This window comes from Curtobacterium sp. VKM Ac-1393, assembly GCF_015350995.1.
Classification (GTDB): domain Bacteria; phylum Actinomycetota; class Actinomycetes; order Actinomycetales; family Microbacteriaceae; genus Curtobacterium.
Genome location: NZ_JADKRW010000002.1, coordinates 1 through 24,253, shown reverse-complemented (window position 1 = coordinate 24,253; position 24,253 = coordinate 1). Strand labels below are relative to the sequence as shown.

The 24,253-nt window shown below is 70.3% G+C and carries 18 protein-coding genes and 1 pseudogene; 3 read left to right on the top strand and 16 right to left on the bottom strand.

All coding sequences use genetic code 11. The features are described from left to right. Nucleotides 1-173: 173 nt before the first annotated feature. Nucleotides 174-434, top strand: coding sequence for a 30S ribosomal protein S20 (gene rpsT / locus ITJ59_RS03920; protein WP_111085752.1), 261 nt, complete (start codon nucleotides 174-176; stop codon nucleotides 432-434). A 219-nt stretch (nucleotides 435-653) separates the two neighbouring features. Here the strand turns inward: rpsT and holA are convergent, their stop codons facing one another. From holA to ITJ59_RS18975, 13 genes and pseudogenes are all read right to left on the bottom strand, one after another. Beyond that, entirely contained in the window at nucleotides 654-1,673 is a 1,020-nt protein-coding gene (gene holA / locus ITJ59_RS03915) for a DNA polymerase III subunit delta (protein WP_194649845.1), read from the bottom strand. A gap of 646 nt (nucleotides 1,674-2,319) precedes the next feature. After that, nucleotides 2,320-3,417, bottom strand: a pseudogene (locus ITJ59_RS19765) (ComEC/Rec2 family competence protein); the annotation flags it as partial. A 663-nt stretch (nucleotides 3,418-4,080) separates the two neighbouring features. Continuing rightward, on the bottom strand, nucleotides 4,081-4,836 hold the full coding sequence (locus ITJ59_RS03905) for a helix-hairpin-helix domain-containing protein (protein WP_194649844.1): 756 nt from the start codon (nucleotides 4,834-4,836) through the stop codon (nucleotides 4,081-4,083). Between the two features lie 153 nt (nucleotides 4,837-4,989). Then, a complete protein-coding gene (leuS, locus tag ITJ59_RS03900; RefSeq protein ID WP_194649843.1) occupies nucleotides 4,990-7,539 on the bottom strand; it encodes a leucine--tRNA ligase in 2,550 nt (849 codons plus the stop codon). A gap of 50 nt (nucleotides 7,540-7,589) precedes the next feature. Next, a complete protein-coding gene (cydC, locus tag ITJ59_RS03895; RefSeq protein ID WP_194649842.1) occupies nucleotides 7,590-9,278 on the bottom strand; it encodes a thiol reductant ABC exporter subunit CydC in 1,689 nt (562 codons plus the stop codon). Next, nucleotides 9,275-10,927, bottom strand: a complete 1,653-nt coding sequence (cydD, locus tag ITJ59_RS03890; RefSeq protein ID WP_194649841.1) for a thiol reductant ABC exporter subunit CydD — start codon at nucleotides 10,925-10,927, stop codon at nucleotides 9,275-9,277. The genes cydC and cydD overlap by 4 nt, the downstream gene beginning before the upstream one ends. A gap of 11 nt (nucleotides 10,928-10,938) precedes the next feature. Then, the gene (gene cydB, locus ITJ59_RS03885) at nucleotides 10,939-11,943 is read right to left on the bottom strand and encodes a cytochrome d ubiquinol oxidase subunit II (protein WP_194649840.1); all 1,005 of its coding nucleotides are present in this window, start codon (nucleotides 11,941-11,943) and stop codon (nucleotides 10,939-10,941) included. Nucleotide 11,944: 1 nt separating this feature from the next. Further along, complete coding sequence (locus ITJ59_RS03880) at nucleotides 11,945-13,357, bottom strand: cytochrome ubiquinol oxidase subunit I (protein ID WP_194649839.1); 1,413 nt, start codon at nucleotides 13,355-13,357, stop codon at nucleotides 11,945-11,947. A 274-nt stretch (nucleotides 13,358-13,631) separates the two neighbouring features. Next, nucleotides 13,632-14,555, bottom strand: a complete 924-nt coding sequence (locus ITJ59_RS03875; RefSeq protein ID WP_194649838.1) for an ABC transporter substrate-binding protein — start codon at nucleotides 14,553-14,555, stop codon at nucleotides 13,632-13,634. After that, a complete protein-coding gene (locus ITJ59_RS03870; protein WP_194649837.1) occupies nucleotides 14,552-15,280 on the bottom strand; it encodes an ABC transporter permease in 729 nt (242 codons plus the stop codon). The genes ITJ59_RS03875 and ITJ59_RS03870 overlap by 4 nt, the downstream gene beginning before the upstream one ends. Beyond that, complete coding sequence (locus ITJ59_RS03865; protein WP_194649836.1) at nucleotides 15,277-15,993, bottom strand: ABC transporter permease; 717 nt, start codon at nucleotides 15,991-15,993, stop codon at nucleotides 15,277-15,279. Before ITJ59_RS03865 ends, ITJ59_RS03870 begins: the two co-directional genes overlap by 4 nt. Next, nucleotides 15,990-16,913 carry an ABC transporter ATP-binding protein gene (locus tag ITJ59_RS03860; protein WP_194649835.1) on the bottom strand — a complete coding sequence of 308 codons (924 nt, stop codon included), beginning with the start codon at nucleotides 16,911-16,913 and terminating at the stop codon, nucleotides 15,990-15,992. Before ITJ59_RS03860 ends, ITJ59_RS03865 begins: the two co-directional genes overlap by 4 nt. Nucleotides 16,914-17,119: 206 nt before the next feature. Next, on the bottom strand, nucleotides 17,120-17,971 hold the full coding sequence (locus ITJ59_RS18975; protein ID WP_194649834.1) for a TetR/AcrR family transcriptional regulator: 852 nt from the start codon (nucleotides 17,969-17,971) through the stop codon (nucleotides 17,120-17,122). On the opposite strand from ITJ59_RS18975, the gene ITJ59_RS03850 reads away from it, so the two are divergent. Together ITJ59_RS03850 and ITJ59_RS03845 are read left to right on the top strand one after the other, a co-directional pair. Continuing rightward, nucleotides 17,907-18,971 carry an App1 family protein gene (locus tag ITJ59_RS03850; RefSeq protein WP_194649833.1) on the top strand — a complete coding sequence of 355 codons (1,065 nt, stop codon included), beginning with the start codon at nucleotides 17,907-17,909 and terminating at the stop codon, nucleotides 18,969-18,971. The genes ITJ59_RS18975 and ITJ59_RS03850 overlap by 65 nt on opposite strands. Nucleotides 18,972-19,100: 129 nt before the next feature. Continuing rightward, nucleotides 19,101-20,999, top strand: coding sequence for a glycoside hydrolase family 15 protein (locus tag ITJ59_RS03845; RefSeq protein WP_194649832.1), 1,899 nt, complete (start codon nucleotides 19,101-19,103; stop codon nucleotides 20,997-20,999). A gap of 298 nt (nucleotides 21,000-21,297) precedes the next feature. On the opposite strand, the gene ITJ59_RS03840 is transcribed toward ITJ59_RS03845, so the two are convergent. From ITJ59_RS03840 to ITJ59_RS03830, 3 genes are all read right to left on the bottom strand, one after another. Further along, nucleotides 21,298-22,671, bottom strand: a complete 1,374-nt coding sequence (locus ITJ59_RS03840) for a glucose-6-phosphate dehydrogenase (protein ID WP_194649831.1) — start codon at nucleotides 22,669-22,671, stop codon at nucleotides 21,298-21,300. A gap of 194 nt (nucleotides 22,672-22,865) precedes the next feature. Continuing rightward, nucleotides 22,866-23,282 (bottom strand): cytochrome c oxidase subunit 4, encoded by a 417-nt coding sequence (locus tag ITJ59_RS03835; RefSeq protein ID WP_194649830.1) that lies wholly within the window; start codon nucleotides 23,280-23,282, stop codon nucleotides 22,866-22,868. Nucleotides 23,283-23,285: 3 nt separating this feature from the next. After that, nucleotides 23,286-24,253: cytochrome c oxidase subunit I (locus ITJ59_RS03830; RefSeq protein WP_194649829.1), on the bottom strand; the 968-nt coding region annotated here is incomplete at its 5' end.

The following is a 24,253-nucleotide window of genomic DNA, read 5'->3' as shown; positions in this document are numbered from 1 at the left end:
CCGCGAGATCACGCCGATCCAGCGGTGTTTCGTGCTTTGGTGGCGGGCCGTTCGCCTGGTAATGTTGGTGGCTGGCTTGCGCGTTCCCCGCCCACGGGTGGAACGCGATGCGACCGAGGGCCCCTCTACCCCGCGGTCGCGCCCACCCGTACGAGACGAAGCAGGAGCTACACATGGCGAACATCAAGTCGCAGATCAAGCGCATCAAGACCAACCTCAAGGCCACCGAGCGCAACAAGGCCTACAAGTCGGAGCTGAAGACGTTCATCCGTCACACCAACGACGCCGTTGCCGCTGGCGACAAGGACAAGGCCGTTGCGGCCCTGGCCACCGCGTCGAAGAAGCTCGACAAGGCCGTGAGCAAGGGTGTCATCCACCGCAACCAGGCCGCGAACCGCAAGTCGGCCATCGCGAAGAAGGTTGCGTCGCTCTGATCTCCTGAGCGTCGCACGAAGGCCCCGCACCGTTCGGTGTGGGGCCTTCGTCGTCTGCGGGGCGGGGGCCGCGTGCGGGGGCGGCGCGCGGCGCGCCTCCGCTGCGTGCGCGCTCGAGTGAGCAGAAAACGACGGCTTCCGCGGGTGCACCCGTCGTCTTCTGTTCACTCGAGGACGTGAGACGACCGGACGTGCGACAGCCGGGAGGCGCGGGTCGCCTCAGCGGGCCTCGCCGCGTCGGGCGATGGTGCGGACCATGACCTCGAGCGCGTAGTGCGCATCGCGCGAGCCGCCCTTCACCGCGGTGTCGGCCTCGGCGATGCTCGTGATCGCGTTCGCCAGCCCGGTCTCGCTCCACGAGGCGACATCACGCTGCGCGCGCTGCACCTGCCACGGCGCCATCCCGAGGGCCGACGCCGCCTGACCGCTCGGCCCACGGAACGCACTGACCTTCGCCATAGTGCGGATCTTGCTCGCGAACGCGGCGACGATCGGGACGGGGGCTTCTCCGGTGGCCAGGGCGTGCCGCAGTTCGACGATCGCCGGAGCGGACCGTCCGGCCAGGGCGATGTCTGCCACCTTGAACGCGTTCGTCTCGACGCGGCCGCCGTAGTACTTGTCGACCACCTTGTCGGTGATCTCCTGTGCTTCGTCGGCCAGGAGCTGTCGGCACGCCGCGGCGAGCTCGGCCAGGTCGTCGGCGAAGGCCACCACGAGGGTCCGGACCGCCGAGGGTGCGATCTTGCGTCGCGCGGCCCGGAACTCGGCGTTCACGAAGTCGATGCGGTCGGTCTCGCGCTTGAGCTCGTCGCAGAGGACCTCGACGCCACCGCCGACCCCGCTGCGGATCGTGTCGAGCAGCTTCTTGCCGCGGACGCCCCCGCCGTGTCGGAGCACCAGGGTGACGTCGTCGGCCGGGGCCTGCAGGTACGAGATCGTCTCGGTGATGAAGGCGTCGGTGCACTTCTCGACGTTGGTGACCCGGACGAGCCGCGGTTCGCCGAACAGCGACGGGCTGGCCAGGGTCGCCAGGATGCCGGGGGCGTACTGGTCGGCTTCGAGGTCGTGCACCTCGAGCGCCGGGTCCTCGCCCACGAGCAGGTCCTTCAGCACACCACGCGCCCGGTCCGCGAGGAACGCCTCGGGGCCGGTGATGAGCACGACGGGAGCCGGTCGGATCCCCGACCAGGGAACCTGGTCGATCTTCGCTGCGGCGCGCGCGGGCTTCTTGGCGGGCATGCGGTCCTTCCGGTGGTGCCGATCCGGACGGTGCCGGTGCGACGGGTGCTCCGACGATCCTACGGGCGGCCACCGACGGCGTGCGCTCCGTCCACACCCGCAGGTCGTCGGTGCCGGCACGCCCGACCACGACGGGGCCCCGCTCGTCCGTCCGGTAGGGCGTCGTCCCGGACGCTGCGAGCATCGTCAGTGCTGATCGTGTCGGGTGCCCGTACGTGTTGCCCGCACCGACGCCGATGAGCCCGATGCGGGCGGCGAGCTGCCGGTACAGCAGCGGGTCCTGGTCCGCCGAACCGTGGTGCGAGACCTTCACCACGTCGACCGGACCGGCGGGCAGTCCGCCGCCGACCCGGAGCCGACGCTGCACGGACTCCCCCAGGTCGCCGAGGAAGACGCCGGTCAGGCACGTGGGGCAGCCGCCACCGGGCGGCGGTTCGGTCACGAGCACGATGCTCGCGTCGTTGCCGGCGGCACGATCGCCGGCCAAGGGCCACACCACGCGCCAGGCGAGCGGCCCGAGGGAGCCGGAGACCCGGTCGTCGGCACTCCGGACGTCGACCCCGGCGCGTCGGAGGTCGTCGACCACCCGATCGTCCGACGCGCGGCCGACCGGTCCGACCAGGGCGGTCTCGACCAGGCCGGTCACCGCTCCCACGGCACCGACGTGGTCGCGGTCGAAGTGCGTGAGGACGAGCAGGTCGATCCGGTCCACCCCGAGCAGGTCCAGGCATGCCCGGAGCCGTTCCTCGTCGTCGCCGGTGTCCACGAGGGCGACGGCGGCCTCGCCACGGAGCAGCACGGCGTCCCCCTGCCCGACGTCGCACGCGGCGACCGACCAGTCGCCCGGCACCGAACCACGGACCACGAGCACCGGGACGGCGACCGCCGCGACGCCGATCACGACCACCGCGCCCGCTGCGAGCACCAACCGGGAACCGAGCCGACCCCGGACCAGCACCGCCACCGCGATGCAGCCGCACACCAGCGCAGCACCGGCCACACCGAGCGCTCCGGCCGGCCAGGGTGCAGCGGCGAACGGCAGGGCGGCTGCCCCGTGGGCGACACCCCCGACCGCCGCGGCCGGTACCCACGCGACCGCGGCGAGCACCTGCGCGCCCGCGGGCCAGAGCGGAGCGAGCAGGCACGCCGCGAGCCCGATCACCGTGACGACCGGCGCGAGCGGTTCGGCCAGCAGGTTCGCCGGTACCGCGTAGGTCGGCAGCGCCGCGGACAACGGGATCGTCACCGGCCAGCACGCGACCTGCGCAGCCACCGGGACGGCCAGCGCCGCAGCCACCGGTGTCCACAGGCGTCGAGCGAGGAACACGGTGAGCGGCGGACCGAGCACGACGATGCCGGTCGTGGCGAGCACGGAGAGGGCGAACCCGAACGACCGCGCGAACCAGGGGTCCACCACCAGCATGCCGATCGCAGCCAGGGCGATGAGCGGCACACCGCGCACAGGGCGACCGGACAGGTGCAGGACCAGCACGACGACCGCCATCACCGTGGCCCGGACGATCGACGGATCGGGCCGCACGAGCACCACGAACGCGAGCAGCACCGCGATCGCCGCCGTCGCTCGGACGCCACGGGATGCGCCGCACGCTCGCCCGATCACGACGACGAGGCCGACGATCACCGCGCAGTTCGCTCCGGACACGGCGGTCAGGTGCGTCAGTGCGGACGTCTCCATCGCGGCTTCGGTGTGCGGGTCCAGTCCGGACCGGTCACCGATCGCCATTCCGCGCAGGAGTGCCGCCCCGGGCTCGGGAAGCCCCTCGGTCGTCCGGACGAACGCCCGGCGGGCCGTGTCGGTCACTCCGAGGAAGCCTCCGGGTGCCTCGGCGGCCGGCACCCCACGGACGAACAGCACGAACGCCGTCGCCGCCCCGGGTTCGTCGCCGCCGAGCGCTCCGCTCCCGGTCAGGCGTGTGCCGGCCGCCAGCGCACCGTCGCGCTGCTCGCCCGAGGGGACGAGCCGGACGGGGACCCGCAACCCGCCGAGGTCGTCCGCACGCTCGAGGCGCGCGAGGACCGAGCGGTCCCCAGCCGCCAGGTCCCGCGACAGGACCACGTCGAACGAGACCGACCCGGCCCCGGATGCGAGCGCGAGGAGTGGTGGCGGCACGCGTCGGGTCTCGCCCACGGCGACCGACACCGTCAGCAGCGCGGTCAGGGTCGTGACGACGAACGCCGGTCCCGCACACGCCAGCACGACCCGGTGCGCCGAGGAGCACCGACCGCGGACGACGCCGCTCGCTCCCGCCAGCACGGCGGCGACGATCCCGACGACGGGAGCTGCCCCCGGCACCCCGACCAGTACCGCGACCAGGATCCAGACGATCGCCACCGGCACCCCGACCCGCAGATCCGTCAGGCTCGGCCGGAGCTCCACGGACACGGCTCAGACCCGCACGCGGTCGCGCAGCTCGGCGAACCGGACGTCGCCGATGCCACTGACGTCGAGCAGGTCCTCGACCGCGGCGAACCGGCCGTGTTCGTCACGCCAGGCGAGGATCCGTCCGGCCAACCCCGGACCGATGCCGGGCAGGGTCTCGAGCGCAGCCTGGTCGGCGCTGTTCAGGTCGACCACGGAGTCCGGACTGGTTCCCGCGGGACCCGCAGCCCCGTCACCGCCGCCGCCCGCTGCGGCCGCGCCGCCGTCGACCGGATCGAGCGCCGCTGGGACCTCGTCCTCTCCCACGTGCGGCACGTAGAGCCGCTCCCCGTCGGTCACCACCCGGGCGAGGTTCAACCGGTCGAGGTCCGCGTCCGCCGTCGCGCCGCCGGCCTGTTCGATGGCGTCCGTGACCCGGCTCGACGGCGGCAGGCGCACAACACCGTCGCGCTCGACCGCCCCGAGCACGTGCACCACCACACGTGCTGCGCCGGTGGCAGCGGTCCCACCGACGGAGGCCGGACCCGCGGTCGCCGAGCCGACGGCCGATGGCGACGCCGACGGCTCCGCGGCGGTCGGCGCTCCACTGACGACGAGCCCGCCCGCACCGGCACCTCCGCGATCCGCCAGCGACCCGACCAGGACCACCACGAGCGCGACCACCACGACGACCCCGGCCAGCACCACCGCAGCACGCGGCGACAGCGCGATCCGTGACCACCACGGCCCCGCAGGAGGTGGTGCAGGCGATGACGACGACATGCCCCGAACGCTACGGAGCCCAGCCGACGGGCCGGGCTCCGGAGATCAGGACTGTGGACGAGCGCCGCCTGCACCCACCCTGTGGACGGCCGATGGCACACGCCCCGTGGACGGCCGACCGCACACGCCCCGTGGACGGCCGCCGCCCGCCGACTACGCCTTGATCGCGATGTTCACGAGCTTCGGCGCCCGCACGATGACCTTCACGATCTCGCGGTCGCCGATGTACCGCTGCACGTTCGCCGATGCCCGCGCGAGTGCCTCGAGCTCGGCCGGATCGATCGACTTCGACACCTCGAACGAGTCGCGCACCTTGCCGTTGACCTGCACCACGGCCGTGAGCGTCTCCTGCACGAGCAGCGTCGGGTCGGCCTTCCGCCAGCCGTACGTGGCGACAGTGGCCTCGTAGCCGAGCTGCTCCCACATCTCCTCAGCGGTGTACGGCGCGAACACGGCGAGCCCGAGCGTGACGGTCTCGACGGCCTCACGGACGGCGGGGTCTGCGGCACCGGGGCCGCTGTCGATCGCCTTGCGGGTCACGTTGACCAGGTCCATGAGCCGTGCGATCACGACGTTGAACTTGAACGACTCCATCAGGCCGGGTGCATCGGCCAGGAACCGGTGCGTGACCTGACGCAGGGCGCGGTCGCCCTCGGCCCACACGGCGTCCGGCGTCGAGGTGACGTCGGTCGCCAGGCGGTAGGCACGCGCCAGGAAGCGTGCCGAGGCGGACGGGGAGACGTCCTCCCAGTTGATGTCGTCCTCCGGCGGTCCCGCGAAGCCCATCACCAGGCGGATAGCGTCGACACCGTTCGCGTCGAGCTCGTCGCCGAGCGAGACACCGCCCTTCGACTTCGACATCTTCGAGCCGCCGGACAGCACCATGCCCTGGTTGAGCAGCGCCGAGAACGGCTCGGTGAAGTCGAGGTAGCCGAGGTCGAAGAGGACCTTGGTGACGAAGCGGGCGTACAGCAGGTGCAGGATCGCGTGCTCGATGCCGCCGATGTACTGGTCGACCGGGGCCCACTTGCGGGCGATGGCGGGGTCGAACGCCTGCGTGTCGTCGTTCGCCGCCAGGAACCGCAGGAAGTACCACGACGAGTCGACGAAGGTGTCCATCGTGTCGGTGTCGCGGAGCGCCGGCGTGCCGTCGACCGGGTTCGGGACGTTGACCCAGTCCGTCGCACCGCCGAGCGGCGAGGTGCCCTTCGGCTTGAGGTCGAGTCCCTCGGTGTCGGGCAGCCGCACGGGCAGCTGGTCGAGCGGCACCGGGTGCTCGCTGCCGTCGGCGCCGTGGATGATCGGGATCGGCGTGCCCCAGAAGCGCTGGCGCGAGATGAGCCAGTCGCGCAGGCGGTAGGTCTTGGCGGCGCGACCGGTCCCGCGCTCCTCGAGCAGTGCGATCGCGGCGGTGATCGCGTGCTGCTTCGACATGCCGTCGAGGGGCCCGGAGTTGATCATCCGCCCCTGGCCCGTCAGCGCCTCACCGGTCACGACGGGGTCGAGCGAGGGCAGGTCCTCCGGCGGGGCCGAAGGGTCGATGACCGGGATCGCACCGGTCACGGCGGCCATCGTGTCCACGACCACCTTCACCGGCAGGTCGAACGTGCGCGCGAAGTCGAGGTCGCGCTGGTCGTGCGCAGGCACGGCCATGACCGCGCCGTGCCCGTAGTCGGCCAGCACGTAGTCGGCGGCCCAGATCGGCAGGCGCTCGCCCGTCAACGGGTGGATCGCGGAGCGGCCGAGCGGCACGCCGGTCTTCGGGCGGTCCGCGTTCTGCCGGTCGATCTCCGAGGTCTTCTGGGTGGCGACCAGGTACGAATCGAACGCAGCACGGACGTCGTCCGGAGCAGACGAAACGAGCGAAGCCGCCAGGTCCGAGTCCGGTGCGACGACCAGGAACGTCGCGCCGTGGATCGTGTCGGGGCGCGTCGTGAACACCGTGACGGGCTCGTCGCGTCCTTCGATGACGAAGTCGACGTCGGCACCGACCGAGCGGCCGATCCAGTTGCGCTGCTGCGCGATGACCTTGGCCGGCCACCGTCCCTCGAGCTGGTTGAGGTCGTCGAGCAGACGGTCCGCGTACTCCGTGATCTTGAAGTACCACTGCGTCAGCTTCTTCTTGACGACGACGGCGCCGGAGCGGTCCGAGGTGCCGTCGGGCAGGACCTGCTCGTTCGCGAGCACGGTCTGGTCCACCGGGTCCCAGTTGACCCAGCTGTCCTTGCGGTACGCCAGGCCCTTCTCGTACATCTTCAGGAACAGCCACTGGTTCCACTTGTAGTACTCGGGGTCCGAGGTGTGGATCTCGGTGCTCCAGTCGAACGACGGCGCGTAGCGCTTGAAGGACGCCTTCTGCTGCGCGATGTTCGCGTAGGTCCAGTCCTTCGGGTCCACCCCGCGCTTGATCGCGGCGTTCTCGGCGGGCAGGCCGAAGGAGTCCCAACCGATGGGGTGCAGGACGTTGAAGCCCTGCTGGCGCCAGTAGCGCGCCACGAAGTCGCCGAGCGCCCAGTTCTCGGCGTGCCCCATGTGGAGGTCGCCGGACGGGTACGGGAACATCTCGAGGATGTACTTGCGCGGACGCGTGTCGTCCAGGTCGGTGGTGAAGAGCCCGAGCTCTTCCCAGCGGGGCTGCCACTTCTCCTGGATACGACGGAAGTCGTAGGCGTTCGGGTCCTCGGCGTGCTGCTCGGTGGTCACGGTCGTCAACGATACAAGCCGGGAGGCCCGTCCTGCGTCCGCCTGTCGGCTCACGGGTCGAGCAGGCGTCCGTCCCGCATCCGCAGGGTCCGGTCCACCAGGTCCGGCGCCACCGGCACGTGGGACACGATCACGACCGTCCGTCCCGCTGCGCGGGCCGTCGTGACGAGGTCGCGCAGCACGGCGTCGCCGAGGTCCGGGTCGATGTCGGCGGTCGGTTCGTCGAGCACCAGCACCGGGAACGCGTGCAGGAGCGCCCGGGCCAGGGCGAGCCGGTGTGCCTGTCCGCCGGACACGAGTCCCCCGCGCTCCCCCACCGAGGCGTCGAGCCCGCCGCGTCGGACGACCCACTCGCCGAGGCCGACCCGGTCGAGGACGGCGAGCAGGTCGTCGTCGGTCGCCGACTCGCGGGCGAACAGCAGGTTCTGGCGCACGGACTGGTCGAACACGAACGGGTCCTGCTCGATGAGTCCGATGCGCGCGCGGACGGCGTCGGGGTGCATGTCCTTCGCCTCGACGCCGTCGAGGGTGTACGAGCCCCGGTGGTCGACGAACCGGACGAGCGCGTCGACGAGGGTGGACTTGCCGGCGCCGCTCGGGCCCTCGAGCACGACGACCTCGCCGGGCAGCAGGTCGAGCGAGACCCCGTCGACGGCGGGCTCCGCGGCCCCGGGCCACCGCACGGTCAGGTCGCGCAGCGCCACCGTGACCGGTCCGGGCACGGCCAGGTCGGCCGGATCGGCGTCCTGGTCGGGCTCCGGCACGATGCCCTCAGGGACCTCGGTGGGGACGACCTGCTCGACCCGCTCGGCGGCAGCGCGCACGCGGCGGAACGTGAGAACTGCGAGGGGAACGCCCCCGATGACCTCGAACAGGGCGAGCGGCACGAACACGGCCAGTGCCCAGAGCGGACCGTCGAGCGCTCCCGACACCACGGCGGGCGCACCGACGGCCAGGATGCCGACGACCGCCGCGCCCCCGACGAGCCCGACGAGGGCACCGACCAGGGACTCGACCGCGCCACGGCGACGAACGGCACGCGTGACGGCGGTGTCGAGCCGGGCGATGTGGCCCAGCCGTTCGTCGAGGGTGCCGTACGCGGCGAAGACGTCGAGCGTCCGTACGGTGTCGAGCACCAGGTCGGCGACCCGCCCCCGGTCCGCCGCGGTCTCGCGGTCGGAGCGCTTCGCGATCGACAGGGTCACGACCGATCCGAGCAGTGCCGCGACCGTCAGGGCGAGCAGGAGCACGAGCGCTGCCGGCACCGACACGAACGCGACGGCGACGACGGACAGCACGGCGACGACCCCGGCGGACACGAGCGGTCCGACGACCCGGATGGGCAGGTCCTGCAGTCGGTCCGTGTCGGTGACCAGACGCGTCATCAGGTCTCCACGCCCGGTGCTCCCGAGGCCCGCAGGCGCGACCGATGCGAGCCGCCGGTACATCTCGGTGCGCACCACCGCCAGCTGGCGGAACGAGGCGTCGTGTCCGGCGAGCCGATCGACGTAGCGCAGCGTCGCCCGGCCGAGTGCGAAGGCCCGCACACCGACTATCACGAGGGTCAGGTAGAGGATCGGCGGGTGCTCTGCGGCACGGGTGATCAGGTAGCCGCTCGCGGCGAGGAGCGCCACGGCGCAGACCGCACTGAGCGCGCCGGCGGCGACCGCCTTGGCCGGGCCCGACCCGCGCGGCATCGCGAGGCGCAGGACGGACGCTCCACGACCCTGGCGGCTCATGCGCGCACCCCCGTCCGGACGGTGACCGACCCGCCGGTGCCGATGTCGACCCGGACGTCGGCCGCGGCCACGACCGCCGGTCGGTGGCTGGCGACCACGACAACCGCGCCGTCGGCCGCCATGCCGCGGATCGCCGCGACGACGCGGGCTTCGGCCTCGGCGTCGAGTGCCGAGGTCGGCTCGTCGAGCAGCACGAGTGGTGTCCCGACGCGGCGGACCCGGTACAGGGCGCGCGCGACGGCGACGCGCTGCGCCTGGCCACCGGACAGACCGCTGCCGCCGGCACCGACCGGGAGGCCCGGGTCGACATCCAGCCCCGCGTCGCGCAACGCGGTCAGCACGTCCACCGCGTCGGGGGTCGCGCTGAGCGCGACGTTCTCGGCGACGGTGCCGCGGACGAGTCGGGGTCGCTGGTCGGCCCAGGTCGTGCGGTCGGCGGTCGCCGCGCCGGCCGGACCCGGCACGACGACCGTGCCGTCGTGCGGCAGGACCCCGCGGAGTGCCGCGATGAGACTCGACTTGCCCGAGCCGCTCGGCCCGGCGAGGACGACGACCGTGCCGCGCTCGGCGTGCAGGTCGAGCGGACCGATCACGACGTCTGGTCGGCGGACGGTCAGACCGCGCACGGACAGGGCCGCAGCGGCAGGTGCAGCGAGGTGGGCGGTCGTCTCGGAACCGGTGGCCGTGTCGTCGTCGAGCACGTCGAGGACCGCCGCCGACGCCTCGACGCCGTCCTGGGCGGCGTGGAAGTCGGCGCCGACCTGACGGATCGGCGCGAATGCCTCTGGAGCGAGGACCAGGACGAACATCGCCGCGCCGAGCCCGAGCGAGCCGTCGACCAGACGGATGCCGATCGACACCGCGACGAGCGCCACCGACAGACTCGCGGCGAGCTCGAGGGCGAACCCACTGACGAACGACAGCCGGAGCACGCCGAGGGTGCCGCGGCGGTACTCGTCGGTGACGGCACCGATGCGGCCGACCTGCCGCCGGGCACGACCGAAGACCTTGAGGGTGGCGAGGCCCTCGACGGCCTCGAGGAAGGCACCGCCGAGCTTCGCCAGGGCGTCGGACTGCTTCCGCTGCAACGACTGGGTCGCGAGCCCGATCAGGATCATGAACACCGGGATCACCGGCAGGGCGAACAGGATGATCAGCCCGCTCGTCAGGTCACCCAGACCGATCGCGACCAGCAGCACCGGCGTGGCGATCGCGGTGAGTGCGAGCTGCGGCAGGTAGCGGCCGAAGTAGGCGTCGAGCGCGTCGAGGCCAGGACCGAGGGTGGTGGCGAACCCCGCACTCGACCGGCCCGCCAGCCAGGACGGACCCCGCTCGGCGGCGCGGGCGAGCACCGTCGTGCGCATCTCGCTCTTCACCTTCGCCGCGGCACGGGCCGCCAGGTCGTCGGTCGCCCACGCCGCCACGGCGCGGAGCACGAAGGCCCCGCCGAGCAGCGCGACGGCTGGTCCGAACGCCTCCGGGACACGGCCGACCCGGACGGCGTCGATCCCGAGGGTGACGGCGGCGGCGATCCCCCAGGCGATCGCGATGGTCGCGACCGTGCGGAGGACGCCGGTGCCGGTGGCCGCGACGATGAAGCCACGTGCCGTCCGCGACAGGCGCAGGAGTCGCGGGTCGAGTGGCTTCATCGTCGCGCTGCCTAGTGCGCGGCCTGGGTGACCTGGGCCCGCGAGACACGCTTGCGGAACACCCAGTACGTCCAGGCCTGGTAGGCGAACACGAGCGGGACGAAGATCAGCGCCACCCAGCTCATCACCGTCAGCGTGTACGAGCCGCTCGAGGCGTTGTACACGTTGAGGCTGTTCGCCGGGTCGTTGGTGGCGGGCATGACGTCCGGGAAGATCGCCGTGAACATGGCGAGCACGATCGCGGCGATGGTGACGGCCATGAGCGTGAACGCACGGCCCTCCTTGCCCCAGGCGTTGCAGAGCACCGCCAGGACGAGCGCGAGGGCCGCGACCACCGACAGCACGAGCGAGGCCGGGGTCGCCCGGACGAACGCCATCCAGACCAGGAACGCGGCGCCGACGACGATCGTCAGGATCCCGGCCCGGGTCGCCAGGCGCTTCGCCCGGACGCGGATCTCGCCCTCGGTCTTCAGCGCGACGAACACGACGCCGTGCGTGAAGAAGACCAGCAGGGTCGCCAGGCCGGCGAGGAGCGCGAACGGGTTCAGCAGGTCGAACAGCGTGCCCGTGTAGTTGTGCCCGGAGTCCATCGGGATCCCCCGGACGACGTTGCCGAACGCGACGCCCCACAGGAACGACGGCACCGCCGACCCGACGATGATCATCAGGTCGAACCGTCGCTTCCACTCGAGGTACTTGTTCTGGTGCCGGTACTCGAACGAGACACCGCGAAGGATCAGTGCCGCGAGGATGAGCAGCAACGCCAGGTAGAACCCGGAGAACATCGTGGCGTACCACTCCGGGAACGCCGCGAACAGGCAGGCACCGGCGACGATGACCCAGGTCTCGTTGAGGTCCCAGACCGGGCCGATCGTGTTGATGAGCACCCGACGGTCGGTGTCGTCCTTGCCGAGGAAGGGCAGGGACATGCCGACACCGAAGTCGAAGCCGTCGAGGACGAAGTAGCCGACGAAGAAGACGCCGACGATCGCGAACCAGAGGACAGGCAGATCCATCTCAGTACACCGTCACTTCGTGCTTGACCTCGCCGGTCGCTTCGTCGACCTCTGCCGGAGCGGCAGGGCCCTCCTGTGCGACCTTTTTGATGAGCTTGAACTCGACCACCGCCAGTGAGCCGTAGATCACGGTGAACACGATCAGCGAGATGAGGACCTCGAGCCCGGTCACGTTCGGCGAGACGCCGTCGCTGGTCTTGAGCAACCCGAACACGAGCCACGGTTGGCGACCCATCTCGGTGAAGATCCAGCCCACGATCATCGCGGCCATCGGCAGCGGCACGGTCCAGGTGGCGACGCGCCAGATCCAGCGCTGCGTCGGGAACCGGCCCTTGCGGGTCAGCCAGAGGCCGGCGAGGGACACCATGACCGCACCGATGCCGAGCGCGATCATCCAGCGGAACGACCAGTAGGTCACCCAGATGATCGGCTTGTAATCGCCGGGGCCGTACACCTGGGTGTACTGCGCCTGCAGGTCGTTGATGCCCTCGACCGTGCCGTTGAACGTGTGCGTCGACAGGAACGACAGCAGGTACGGCACGCGGATCGAGAACAGCTCGTGCACGCCGTCGGGGGTGCCGAGCGTGAAGATCGAGAACGAGGCGTCCTTGCCGGTCGCCGTGTTGTACAGCGCTTCGGCGGCGGCCATCTTCATCGGCTGGGTGTCGACCATCGTCAGGCCGAGCTGGTCGCCGGTGAGCACCGTCAGGGCGCCCGCAGCCACCATGGTCCACATGCCGAACTTGAGCGCCGGCATCATCGTCTCGAGGTTCTGGTTGCGCGCCAGGTGGTACGCGGCGACCGAGATGATCACTGCTGCGGCGACCATGAAGCAGGCGAAGAGCGTGTGCGGGAAGGCCGCCAGGGCGACCTTGTTGCCGAGGACCGCCCAGATGTCGGTGAGCTCGGCGCGCCCCTTGGCCTCGTTCATGGCGAAGCCGACCGGGTGCTGCATGAAGGCGTTGGCGGCGATGATGAAGTACGCCGACATGATCGTCCCGGCGCTGACGCACCAGATGCTCGCCAGGTGCAGTCCCTTCGGCAAGCGGTCCCACCCGAAGATCCAGACGCCGATGAACGCCGCTTCGAAGAAGAAGGCCAGGATCCCCTCGAGCGCGAGCGGTGCGCCGAAGACGTCACCGACGAAGCGCGAGTAGTTCGACCAGTTCATGCCGAACTGGAACTCCTGGACGATGCCGGTGACGACGCCCATCGCGAAGTTGATCAGGAAGATGCGTCCGAAGAACCGGGTCAACTGCAGGTAGTGCGCGCGACCGGTCCGGTACCACGCGGTCTGGAACACGGCCACCACGGCGGCCATGCCGATCGTCAGCGGGACGAAGAGGAAGTGGTAGATGGTCGTCAGACCGAACTGCCACCGCGACAGGATGAGCGGGTCGAGGAGGTCGGTCATGCGGCACTTCCCAGTCGGGTCGCCGCGCGCAGTCGGTGCACGTCAGTTGTCTTCCTGTGGAACGGATACATCAGATGTCACAGCCGTTGGGACCCTTCAACGGTACCGCGCGACCACCGACTTCGACAACTTGTAGAAACGATCTCTGCACGAATGTGCAGCGGCCCTGCACGGCACGGTCGTGCCGAACAGATGTGCCACCACGCGCCGCTCGGAACGACGACAGGCGCCGGGCAGATGCCCGACGCCTGTCGTCTGGATCACAGAGGGACTGCTACAGCAGACCCTCGTCGGTCAGCCACTCCTTGGCGATGGTGGACGCCTTCTCCTTGTCCGCCGTGCTCTTCGTGTTGAGGCCGATCAGGGCCTCGGTCGTCAGCTTCTCGTTCACCGAGTCGATCGCTTCGGCGGCCTTGTCGTTGACCTTGTCGGAGACGACCGGGATCACGTTCTGCGGCAGGATCAGGTTCTCCGGGTCCTTGAGCGTGACGAAGCCGTTCGCCTTGATACTCGGGTCAGCGGTGTAGATGTCGGCGAGCTGGACGGTGCCGTCCTTGAGCGCCTTCACCGTGAGGGCTCCGCCGGAGTCCTCGATCGCCTTGAAGTCGACGTCGACGCCGTAGACGGACTTCAGGCCCTTCGGACCGTACGGTCGCGTCTGGTTCTCGGAGTTCGCACCCATCGTGAGCTTCGACTTGACGTTCTTCAGCTCGGACAGGCTCGTGACGTCGTTGTCCTCGGAGAACTTCTTCGTGACGGTGTAGCTGTCCTGGTCGGTGGCCTCGGCCTGGTCGAGGACGCGGAGCCCCTTCGGCAGGGCCTTCTCGAGTCCGGCGTCGACCTGGTCGGCGGTCTTCGCGTCGGAGTTCTTGTCGAAGTACTGCAGCAGGTTGCCGTTGTACTCGGGCATGACGTCGATCGCGCCCTTCTCGAGCTGCGGGAGGTAGACCTCGCGCTGCCCGATGTTGAAGCTTCGCTTCACGTCGAAGCCGTCCTTCTCGAGGACCTGGGCGTAGAGCTCGGCGATGATCTCGTTCGAGTAGTACTGCTGCGAACCGATGACGATCGTCTTCGAGTCGGACGAAGCGCTGGAGCCGCTGTCGAGCGGGCTGCTCGACGAGCAGCCCGCCAGGGCTGCGGCGACGCCGACCGCGAGTGCTGCTGCGATGCCTGCGCGGATCTTGGGTGCTGTGATCACGAGGGGTTTCCTTCCGGGATGGGATTGCTGGCTCGCTCGCGCGATGCCTTGCGTCGCTCTGCTGGGTGGCCGGAGACGCCCGCGGGCACCACCGCCCGCTGCACCAGGGCGAAGACGATCTCGAACGCGATCGCGAGTGCGATCACGAGGATGGACGCGCCGAGCATCATGGCGTAGTCCTGGGTCTTCAGGCCGAGGAAGACGTAACCGCCCAACCCGCCCGATCCGACGTAGGCAGCCAGCGTCGCGGTCGCGACGACCTGCAGCACGGCGGCGCGGATGCCACCGATCAGGAGCGGGAGCCCGAGGGGGATCTCGACCTTCGTCAGGATCTGCCAGCCGGTCATGCCCTGGGCACGAGCGGCGTCGACGGTCACGGGTTCGACGGACTCGATGCCCGCGTAGGCGCCGGCCAGCACGGACGGGATCGCGAGGACCACGAGGGCGAGGAGCGGTGCCTGCAGCCCGACCCCGAGCAACAGGCCGAACAGCGTCAGCACGCCGAGGGTCGGGAGCGCGCGGATGCCGCCGGAGAGCGCGATCGCGAGGCTACGGGCCCGCCCGGTGTGCCCGATGAGGTACCCGAGCGGGACGGCGATCGCCGACGCGACGAGGACCGCGAACACCGAGATCCAGATGTGCTCCCACAACCGGGTCGGGATCGCGTTGTACCCCTCGTAGTTCGCCGGGTCGAACACCCAGCCGAATGCCTGTCCGATGATCACGAGGCGACCTCCGCGGTCTGCAGGGCGCGACGACTCCGTCGTGCGGCGACCCGGTTCTTGCGGGTCCAGGGCATGACGATGCGCCCGAGCAGCACGAGCAGCCCGTCGATGGCGAACGCGAGGACGAGGACCATCACGATGCCCGACGCGATCTCCTCGGTGATGCCGCGACCGATGCCGTCGGTGAACAGCGATCCGAGGCTCTTGACGCCGAGGACCGCACCGACCGTGGTCAACGAGATGGTCGAGACGGCCACCACACGGAGCCCCGCCAGCAGGACCGGACCGGCGAGCGGTAGGTCGACCCGGAAGAAGCGCTGGGCACCGGAGTACCCCATCGCTGTCGCCGCCGAGGTGGTCGGGGCGTCGACGGACTCGAGGCCGTCGACGGTCGACCGGACCATCAGCGCGAGCCCGTAGAGCGTGAGCCCGATGACCACGTTGATCGGGTCCTGCAGGCCGGTGCCGATGAGGCTCGGCAGCGCGATGAAGAGCGGGAGCGACGGGATCGCGTAGAGCAGGCCGGCGAAGGTGACGATGCCGCCACCGATGCTCCTGGTCGAACGACGGCCTTCGGGACGCCGCAACCGCACGACGATCCATCCGATCGGGATCGACAGCAGGAAGCTGACGATGATCGGGGGGATCGCGATCGCGAGGTGCGCGAGGGTTGCGTCCCAGATGGTGTCGAGGTTCGACAGCACCCAGTTCACCGGATGCCCCCACCCTGCGCCGGAGCACCCGGGGCGTGCTGCGACGCTCCGGCCTGGTTCGTTTCGGCAGCGGCCGGCACCGCGGCGGCGGCGTCGACCACGTTGACGGGCCCGGTCAGGACACCGGCGGCACGGCCGTCGCCGTCCACGACGATCGGCCCGGTGGGGGTGTGCTCGACGCGCAGCGCACGACGGCCACGCCCGACACCGATGAAGTTCGCGACGAAGTCGTCGGCCGGCTCGGCCAGGATCTCGGACGGCGTGCCCTGCTGGGCGATCTCGCCGCCCTTCTTCAGGATGACGACCTGGTCGCCGAGCTTGAACGCCTCGTCGATGTCGTGCGTCACGAACACGACGGTCTTGCCGAGCTCACGCTGCAGGCGGATGAGCTCGTCCTGCAGGTCGTTGCGGACCAGCGGGTCGACGGCGCCGAAGGGCTCGTCCATGAGCAGGATGTTCGGGTCGACCGCGAGGCCGCGCGCGACGCCGACACGCTGCTGCTGTCCGCCGGACAACTGGGACGGGTACCGGTCGGCGAACGCACGGTCGAGCCCCACGGTGTCCATGAGCTCGAGGGCGCGAGTGCGTGCATCAGCCTTGGACACCCCGGTGAGCAGTGGCACGGTCGCGATGTTGTCGATGACCTTCCGGTGCGGCAGCAGTCCGGAGTTCTGCATGACGTAGCCGATGCTGCGCCGGAGCTTCACGGGGTCGACCCCGGAGACGTCGGATCCGTCGATCTGCACGGAGCCCGAGCTCGGGTCGACCATGCGGTTGATCATGCGGAGCAGCGTGGTCTTGCCGCAGCCGCTGGAACCCACGAAGACGGTGGTGGTCCGCGACGGGATGACGAGGTCGAAGTCGTCGACCGCGTTCGTGCCGTCCGGGTAGGTCTTGCGTACCGAGCGGAACTCGATCATGGGTGCCCTTCTGTTCGGAGGTAGCCCGACTCCGGATGAGAGTACCCGTCGGGTCCGACAGTGGTTCACCCATGTCGGCGCGCGGCGCGTCCCGGACAGCTGCTGGCGGCCCTGGACGTGACCGAACGGACGACGCGACCCGGACGCAGGACTGCGCCCGGGCCTCCAGTCCGAACGGCACGGGCGCCGTCGGAGCGGTGCGGCGGTCAGCCCGCCGCGACCACCGACTCCATGTGTGCACGGCTCATGGTGCGGTACTCGGCGATGAGCGCCGTGTCCGGGTGCTCGCGGTCGCGGTGTGCACGCGCCAGCACGGCGTGACCGGACTCGGCCAGCACCACCCAGGCACGTGCGATGCGCTCGTTCTCGGGCAGCCCGAACCGGTCGCGCATGATCTGGCCCACGGCTGCGCCGAGCGCGCCCATGCGGTCCTCGGCGTCACCGGTGCCGGTGTCCGCGGTGTCGCCGAAGCGGATCGCGCGGAAGCCGGGTTCGGTGCGGTACATCTCGGCGGTCTCGTCGATCAGTGCGTCGCAGGCCTGCTGCCACGTCGTGGCGCTGCTGGCGTCGAGCGCCGCGACGAACCGCGCGGCGAGCCGCTGCGTGCAGCGGATGGCGAGCGCGTCGACCACGGCGATGCGGTCAGGGAAGTAGCGGTAGACGGTTCCGATCGAAGCGCCCGCGCGTTCGGCGACCATGGCGGTCGTGAGTCGCTCGAACCCGATCTCGTCGATCACCGCGGCAGCAGCGTCGAGCAGACCCGCGAGGCGCGCCGAACTGCGGGCTTGGACCGGCTCGTTCCTGAGCAGTGATGATCCCCCCGGCAGAGCGTTCGTTACCTCGGTGACGAGCACGTGTTCTCCTCTTGCGCTCCAGCGCGGTTCGTTGGTGTGACGGTGACGATTTTCGCAGAGACCGGCTGGAACATGGCTGCGACTCACCACAGGCGCCGCGCGACGTGGACTTCCGGGTCCTGCATGGGATGATGGGGCGATGCCCGACCCGACGCCCCACGAGCCGTCGTTGGCCGAGCCGCTCCTGCACCGCGCGGCCCGCATCGAGGACGCCGTCCAGGAGTTCCGCGAGCACCGTGCCCGAAGCCGTGGCCTGGTCCCGACCGTCGTCCCCTACACCGGCTACGGCGCACCCGGGTGGGTCCGCATCCTCTGCCGCGTGCTGCTGACGCGCCGTGGCCTGGCCTCGGACGTCTCCTACGCGGGTGTCCGTGGGTGGAAGAGCTTCACGAGCGTCGCGGTCGACCACGCCGAGGTCACCGTGACCGCCGGTGGGGTCTCGCACGTGGTCGAGACCGACCGCGGCGGGGTCGTCGACACCATCGTGCCGATCGACCTCGAGCCGGGGTGGCGCACCGTCCGGTTGTCGGCCGGCGGTGGGCGCGACGTCGAGGCCGACGTGTTCGTCGTGCACCCCGACACCCGCTTCGGGCTGCTGTCCGACATCGACGACACCGTGATGGTGACCTCGCTCCCCCGGCCGATGCTGGCGGCGTGGAACTCCTTCGTCCTCACCGAACACGCCCGCCGACCGGTTCCGGGCATGTCGGTGCTGTACGAACGCGTGCAGGCGCAGCACCCCGGTGCACCCACGGTGTACCTGTCCACCGGTGCTTGGAACGTCGCGCCGACCCTGCAGCGCTTCCTGACCCGCAACATGTACCCGTCGGGCACCCTGCTGCTCACCGACTGGGGCCCCACGCACGATCGGTTCTTCCGGAGCGGGCAGCAGCACAAGCAGCAGAACCTGCGGCGTCTGGCGAAGGACTTCCCGGACGTCCAGTGGCTGCTCGTCGGTGACGACGGGCAGCACGACGAGTCGCTGTACGGCGAGTTCGCCCGCGAGCACCCCGAGAACGTCGCCGGGGTCGCGATCCGGCAGCTGTCGACGAGTGAGGCCGTGCTCGCCGGTGGCCGGTCGCGGGCACAGGAGCGGTCCCGCGACACCTCGGCTCCGTGGGTCTACGCGCCGGACGGCGCCGGGCTCTGGTCCGAGCTGGCGCGGGTGGGCCTCGCCCAGGCCGACGGCTCCGACCCGTCGTGAGAGCAGAAGCGTCGTGAGCGCCGAACCATCGTGAGCGCCGAACCGGCCTGAGCGAGCCTTCAGGCACGCGTGCGGCACGCCGACCACACCCCGACCACGACGCTCGGCCACCGGGTGTTCGATCGGGTCATGAGCACCGAGCGGACAGCCCCGACTCCCCCGAACCTGATCGAGGACCACGCGGTCATCGGCGACACCTCGACCGCCGCGCTGGTCGGCCGCGACGGCACGATCGACTGGGCCTGCCTGCCGCGCTTCGACAGCGCCGCCACCTTCGCCTCGCTGCTCGGCACCGAGGACCACGGACACTGGACGCTCCGTCCCACGGACCCGGCGGCGACCGCCCACCGGAAGTACCGCGGCGACACGCTCGTGCTCTCCACGATCTGGACCACGACCGAGGGCACTGTCGAGGTCACCGAGTTCATGCCCGTCGGGGCGCACCGGCCGTCGATCGTCCGCCGGGTCCGCGGGCTGAGCGGCACGGTCGAGGTGGAGCAGACCCTCCGCATCCGCTTCGACTACGCGCTCGCACTGCCGTGGGTCCGACAGATCGGCGGCGACGAGGACCCGGCCCTGCTGGCGACGGCGGGGCCCGGGTCGGTCGTCGCACGTGGTCCGCGGTTCCGGGCCTCGGACCACCGGCACACGGCCACCGCGACGATCCACGACGGCGACGTGCTCGACACGGTGCTCACCTGGTACCCGTCGCACCGCGAACCGCCGGCGCCCGTGGACGTCGACGCCGAGCTGCACCGCACCCTGACCTGGTGGACCGACTGGATGGCGACGGCCCGCACCGAGGGCCGCTACGGCGCCGCAGCCCGACGGTCGCTGCTGCTCCTGCGCGCCATGACCCACGGCGAGACCGGCGGCGTGGTGGCCGCCGTCACCACGAGCCTGCCGGAGGACCCGGGCGGCGAACGCAACTGGGACTACCGCTACGTGTGGCTGCGCGACGCATCCCTCGCCCTCGCCTCGCTCATCGCGCACGGCTACCGCGACGAGGCTGCGCACTGGCGTGGGTGGCTCCTCCGCGCCATCGCCGGCGACCCCGCCGACGTGCAGATCATGTACGGCATCGCCGGTGAGCGCGAGCTGCCCGAACGCGAGCTCCCACACCTGCCGGGGTACGCCGGCTCGACGCCGGTCCGCGTGGGCAACGGTGCCTACACGCAGTACCAGGGCGACGTGTTCGGCGAGGTCCTCGCAGCGCTGCACGACGCCCGCGAGCTCGGGGTCGAGGAGAACGCCGACTCGTGGGCGCTGCAACGCGCTCTGCTCGGCTACGTCGAGGAGCACTGGCAGGAGCCGGACAACGGCATCTGGGAGATGCGCGGTCCCCGCCGGCACTTCACGCACTCGCGGGCGATGATCTGGGCCGCCTTCGACCGCGGGGTCGCCGCCGTCGAGGAGTTCGGTCTCGAGGGTCCGGTCGACCGCTGGCGCACCCTGCGCGACCAGGTCCGGGCCGAGATCGAGGAGCACGGCTGGAACGCGGAGCGCGGCAGCTACCGGCAGCACTACGACACCGACGAGGTCGACGCGAGCCTGCTCGTCCTGCCGCAGATCGGGTACGTCTCCGCCCACGACACCCGCATGACCGGCACCGTCGCCGCGATCGAGCAGGACCTGTCGACCGGCTCCGACGGCCTCGTCCTGCGGTACCGGACGTCGTCCGGGTTCGACGGACTCACCGGCGCGGAGCATCCGTTCCTGGCGTGCTCCTTCTGGCTCGTCGAGCAGTACGCCGCCTCGGGCCGGATCGAGGACGCGGAACGCCTGATGGACGTCCTCGTCGGGTACGCGAACGACGTCGGCATGCTCTCCGAGGAGATCGACGTCGCCACCCGGCACCACATCGGCAACACGCCCCAGGTGCTCTCGCACCTGACGCTGGTGTCCGCTGCGGATGCGATCAACCGGGCACGTGGTGCGTCCAGCGGCCACCGCACGCGGCTTCCCGTGCACGACGGCGGCACGCGCTCGTGGACCGGCGAGGGCGAGCGGGCGGGCACCCCCGCCTGACGCCGGCGTGCGCGCGTGACGCCGGCGTGCGCACGTGCTCGCTTGACGCCGGCGTGTCCGCAACACACCGGCGTGCGTGCGTGCTCGCGTGACGCCGGTGTGCCCGCAACACGCCGGCGTTCCCGTAGGACGCCTCCACATCATCGAGACGCCGCTGAATTCGACGGCGTCGTGACAACACGACGGCGTCTTGCGACGCCCTGGACGCACCGAACGACGGACGGGAGGCGCGGTGCCAGCTGGCACCGCGCCTCCCGTCCGTCAGGTTCGCCCTTTCAGGGCGCGACGATCACGTCCGTCAGGACGACGACTCCCAGTCCGCCGGGCCGCGCGAACCGGCGCGGTACTCCTCGAGCGGGACCTCGTCGGCCTTCCAGGCCTTCACGACCGGCTCGACGATCTCCCAGCAGCGCTCGGCCACGTCGCCGCGGATCGAGAGCAGCGGGTCGTCGTGGAAGATGCCGTTGAGGACCTCGCCGTACGGGGTGAGCTCGCCGTCCGCGAAGGACGACGACAGGGTGACCTGCCCCATCTCGAACGGGTTGCCCCCACCGTTCGCCGACACGGTGAGCTCGATCTCGTCCGGGTTCAGGACGATGCGGAGCGTGTCCGTCTTCGGGCGACCGCTCAGGCCGGAGGGCAGGCGCGTCACCGGCTTGAAGGTGATCAGGACCTCCTTGCGGCTCGCACCGAGCGCCTTGCCGGAGCGCAACGTGAAGGGGACGCCGGCCCAGCGGGCGGTGTCCACCTCGACCGAGATCTCGGCGAGGGTCTCGGTCGCGCGCGACTTGTCCACGCCGTCCTCGTCCTGGTACGACGGCAGGTCCTTGCCGTCGATCGTGCCGGCCGTGTAGACAGCGCGGCGCGAGGCGATCTTCGGGTCGTCGCCCTTGAGGCGCGTCGAACGCAGCACCCGGGCCAGGGACGAGCGGAACTCGACCGCATCGATGTCCGCCGGGGCGTCCATCGTGACGATGCCGAGGATCTGCAGCAGGTGCGACTGGATCATGTCCACCATCGCGCCGGCCTCGTCGTAGTACTGGGCGCGGTTCTCGAGACCGAGGGTCTCGTCGTAGAAGACGTCGACCTTCTCGATGTTCTCGGCGTTCCAGATCGGCTCGAACAGGCGGTTCGCGAAACGCAGACCGATGATGTTCAGGACCGTGGTGCGACCCAGGAAGTGGTCGGTGCGGTGCACGCGCTCTTCCGGGACCAGCTTGAGGACCGTCTCGTTGAGGGCCTGAGCACTCGAGACGTCGGTACCGAAGGGCTTCTCGAACGCGAGGGTCGTGCCCTCGGGGAGTTCGACCTGCTGCAGTGCCTCGCAGATGTCGGAGGCGATCTGCGGCGGCAGGGCGAAGTACAGGATCGGCTCGGCGTCGGCCGCGTCGAGCAGCGCCTTCAGGTGCTCAGGGTCGGTGGGGTCGCCCTGGATGAACTGGGTCGAGGCGAGGGTCGCGTCGACTTCCGATCCCTTGACGTCCTGCGACGCGAAGGACTTCGTGACGATGTCCTTCCACTGCTCCTCGCTGCGGGCGCTGCGGCCCGTGCCGATGAGCTGGACGGGAACCGCTCGACCGCTCTGCAGGAACGTGCCGAGGCCCGGCAGCAGCAGGCGGGAGGCGAGGTCGCCCGTCGCGCCGAAGATGATGAGGGTGCGCTTGTCGGTCACCTGAGGTGACTCCTTTCGCTGTGGTGGGAGGTCCGCTCCAGTCAAGTCGCGGGCGGGCCCGTTTGTTCCGGATCGGGGACCGGAGTTCTTGGAGCGCTGTGGTGTGCAGCGCCGGTCGTGCCGCGCCCGGACGCACTTCGGGCGGCACCGGATGTGGTGCCGCCCGAATGTGTCAGGTGCGATGCAGCGTCAGGTCAGTGCCCGAAGTTGCCGCGGTAGTACTCGTAGACCCAGCCGACCAGGGTGACCGCCACCAGGGCGAGACCGATCGGGACGATCCACAGTCCGGCTGCGACACCGAGGAAGCAGACCGCGACCGCGGCGGCCAGCAGGATGGGCCACCACGACCAGGGGCTGAAGTGCCCGAGCTCGGCGTCGCCGTCCTCGATGTTGGCGTCGGGGCGGTCCTCGGGGAGCACGCCGCCCTGGGACGCCATGACCTTACCGAGGTAGAAGGCGATGAACGCGGACATGATGCCGGTCAGGCCGATGGCGACCGTACCCACCCACTCCGGGTGCCCGTAGTAGAGCATCGCCCAGATGGTGTACGCGGCGTCCGCGAGGATGAAGAACCCGAAGAGGATCCAGAACAGATTGGTGTTCGCGCGCATCGGCTACTTCACCTCGCCCTTCGCGGCGTCGTAGGTCGGGGCGTCCGGGGCGTCCTTCGCAGGGCCGACACCGATCGGCACGCCTGCCTCGGGGTGGTTCAGGTCGAACGCCGGGGATTCGGAACGGATCCGCGGGATCGACGTGAAGTTGTGCCGCGGCGGCGGGCAGCTGGTGGCCCACTCAAGCGAACGGCCGTAGCCCCACGGGTCGTTCACGGCGACCTTCGGTGCGTTCCGAGCGGTCACGTACACGTTGAAGATGAAGGGCAGGAACGAGACCGCGAGGATCATCGAGCCGATCGTCGACAACTGGTTCATCCACGTGAACCCGTCGTTCGGCAGGTACGTCGCGTACCGACGGGGCATGCCGATGACGCCCAGCCAGTGCTGGATGAGGAACGTGGTGTGGAAGCCGATGAACAGCAGCCAGAAGTGGATCTTGCCGAGACGCTCGTTGAGCATCTTGCCGGTCCACTTCGGCCACCAGAAGTAGAAGCCGGAGAACATCGCGAACACGACCGTGCCGAAGACCACGTAGTGGAAGTGCGCGACGACGAAGTACGAGTCGGACACGTGGAAGTCGAGCGGCGGCGACGCCAGGATCACACCGGTGAGTCCACCGAACGTGAACGTCACCAGGAAGCCGATCGCCCACAGCAGCGGGGTCTCGAAGGTCACCGAGCCGCGCCACATCGTGCCGACCCAGTTGAAGATCTTCACGCCGGTCGGGACAGCGATGAGCATCGTCATCAGCGAGAACCAGGGCAGCAGCACGCCACCGGTGACGTACATGTGGTGCGCCCACACCGTGACCGACAGGGCCGCGATCGAGATCGTCGCGTAGACGAGCGTCTTGTACCCGAAGATCGGCTTGCGGCTGAAGACCGGGAAGACCTCGGACACGATGCCGAAGAACGGCAGCGCGATGATGTACACCTCGGGGTGCCCGAAGAACCAGAACAGGTGCTGCC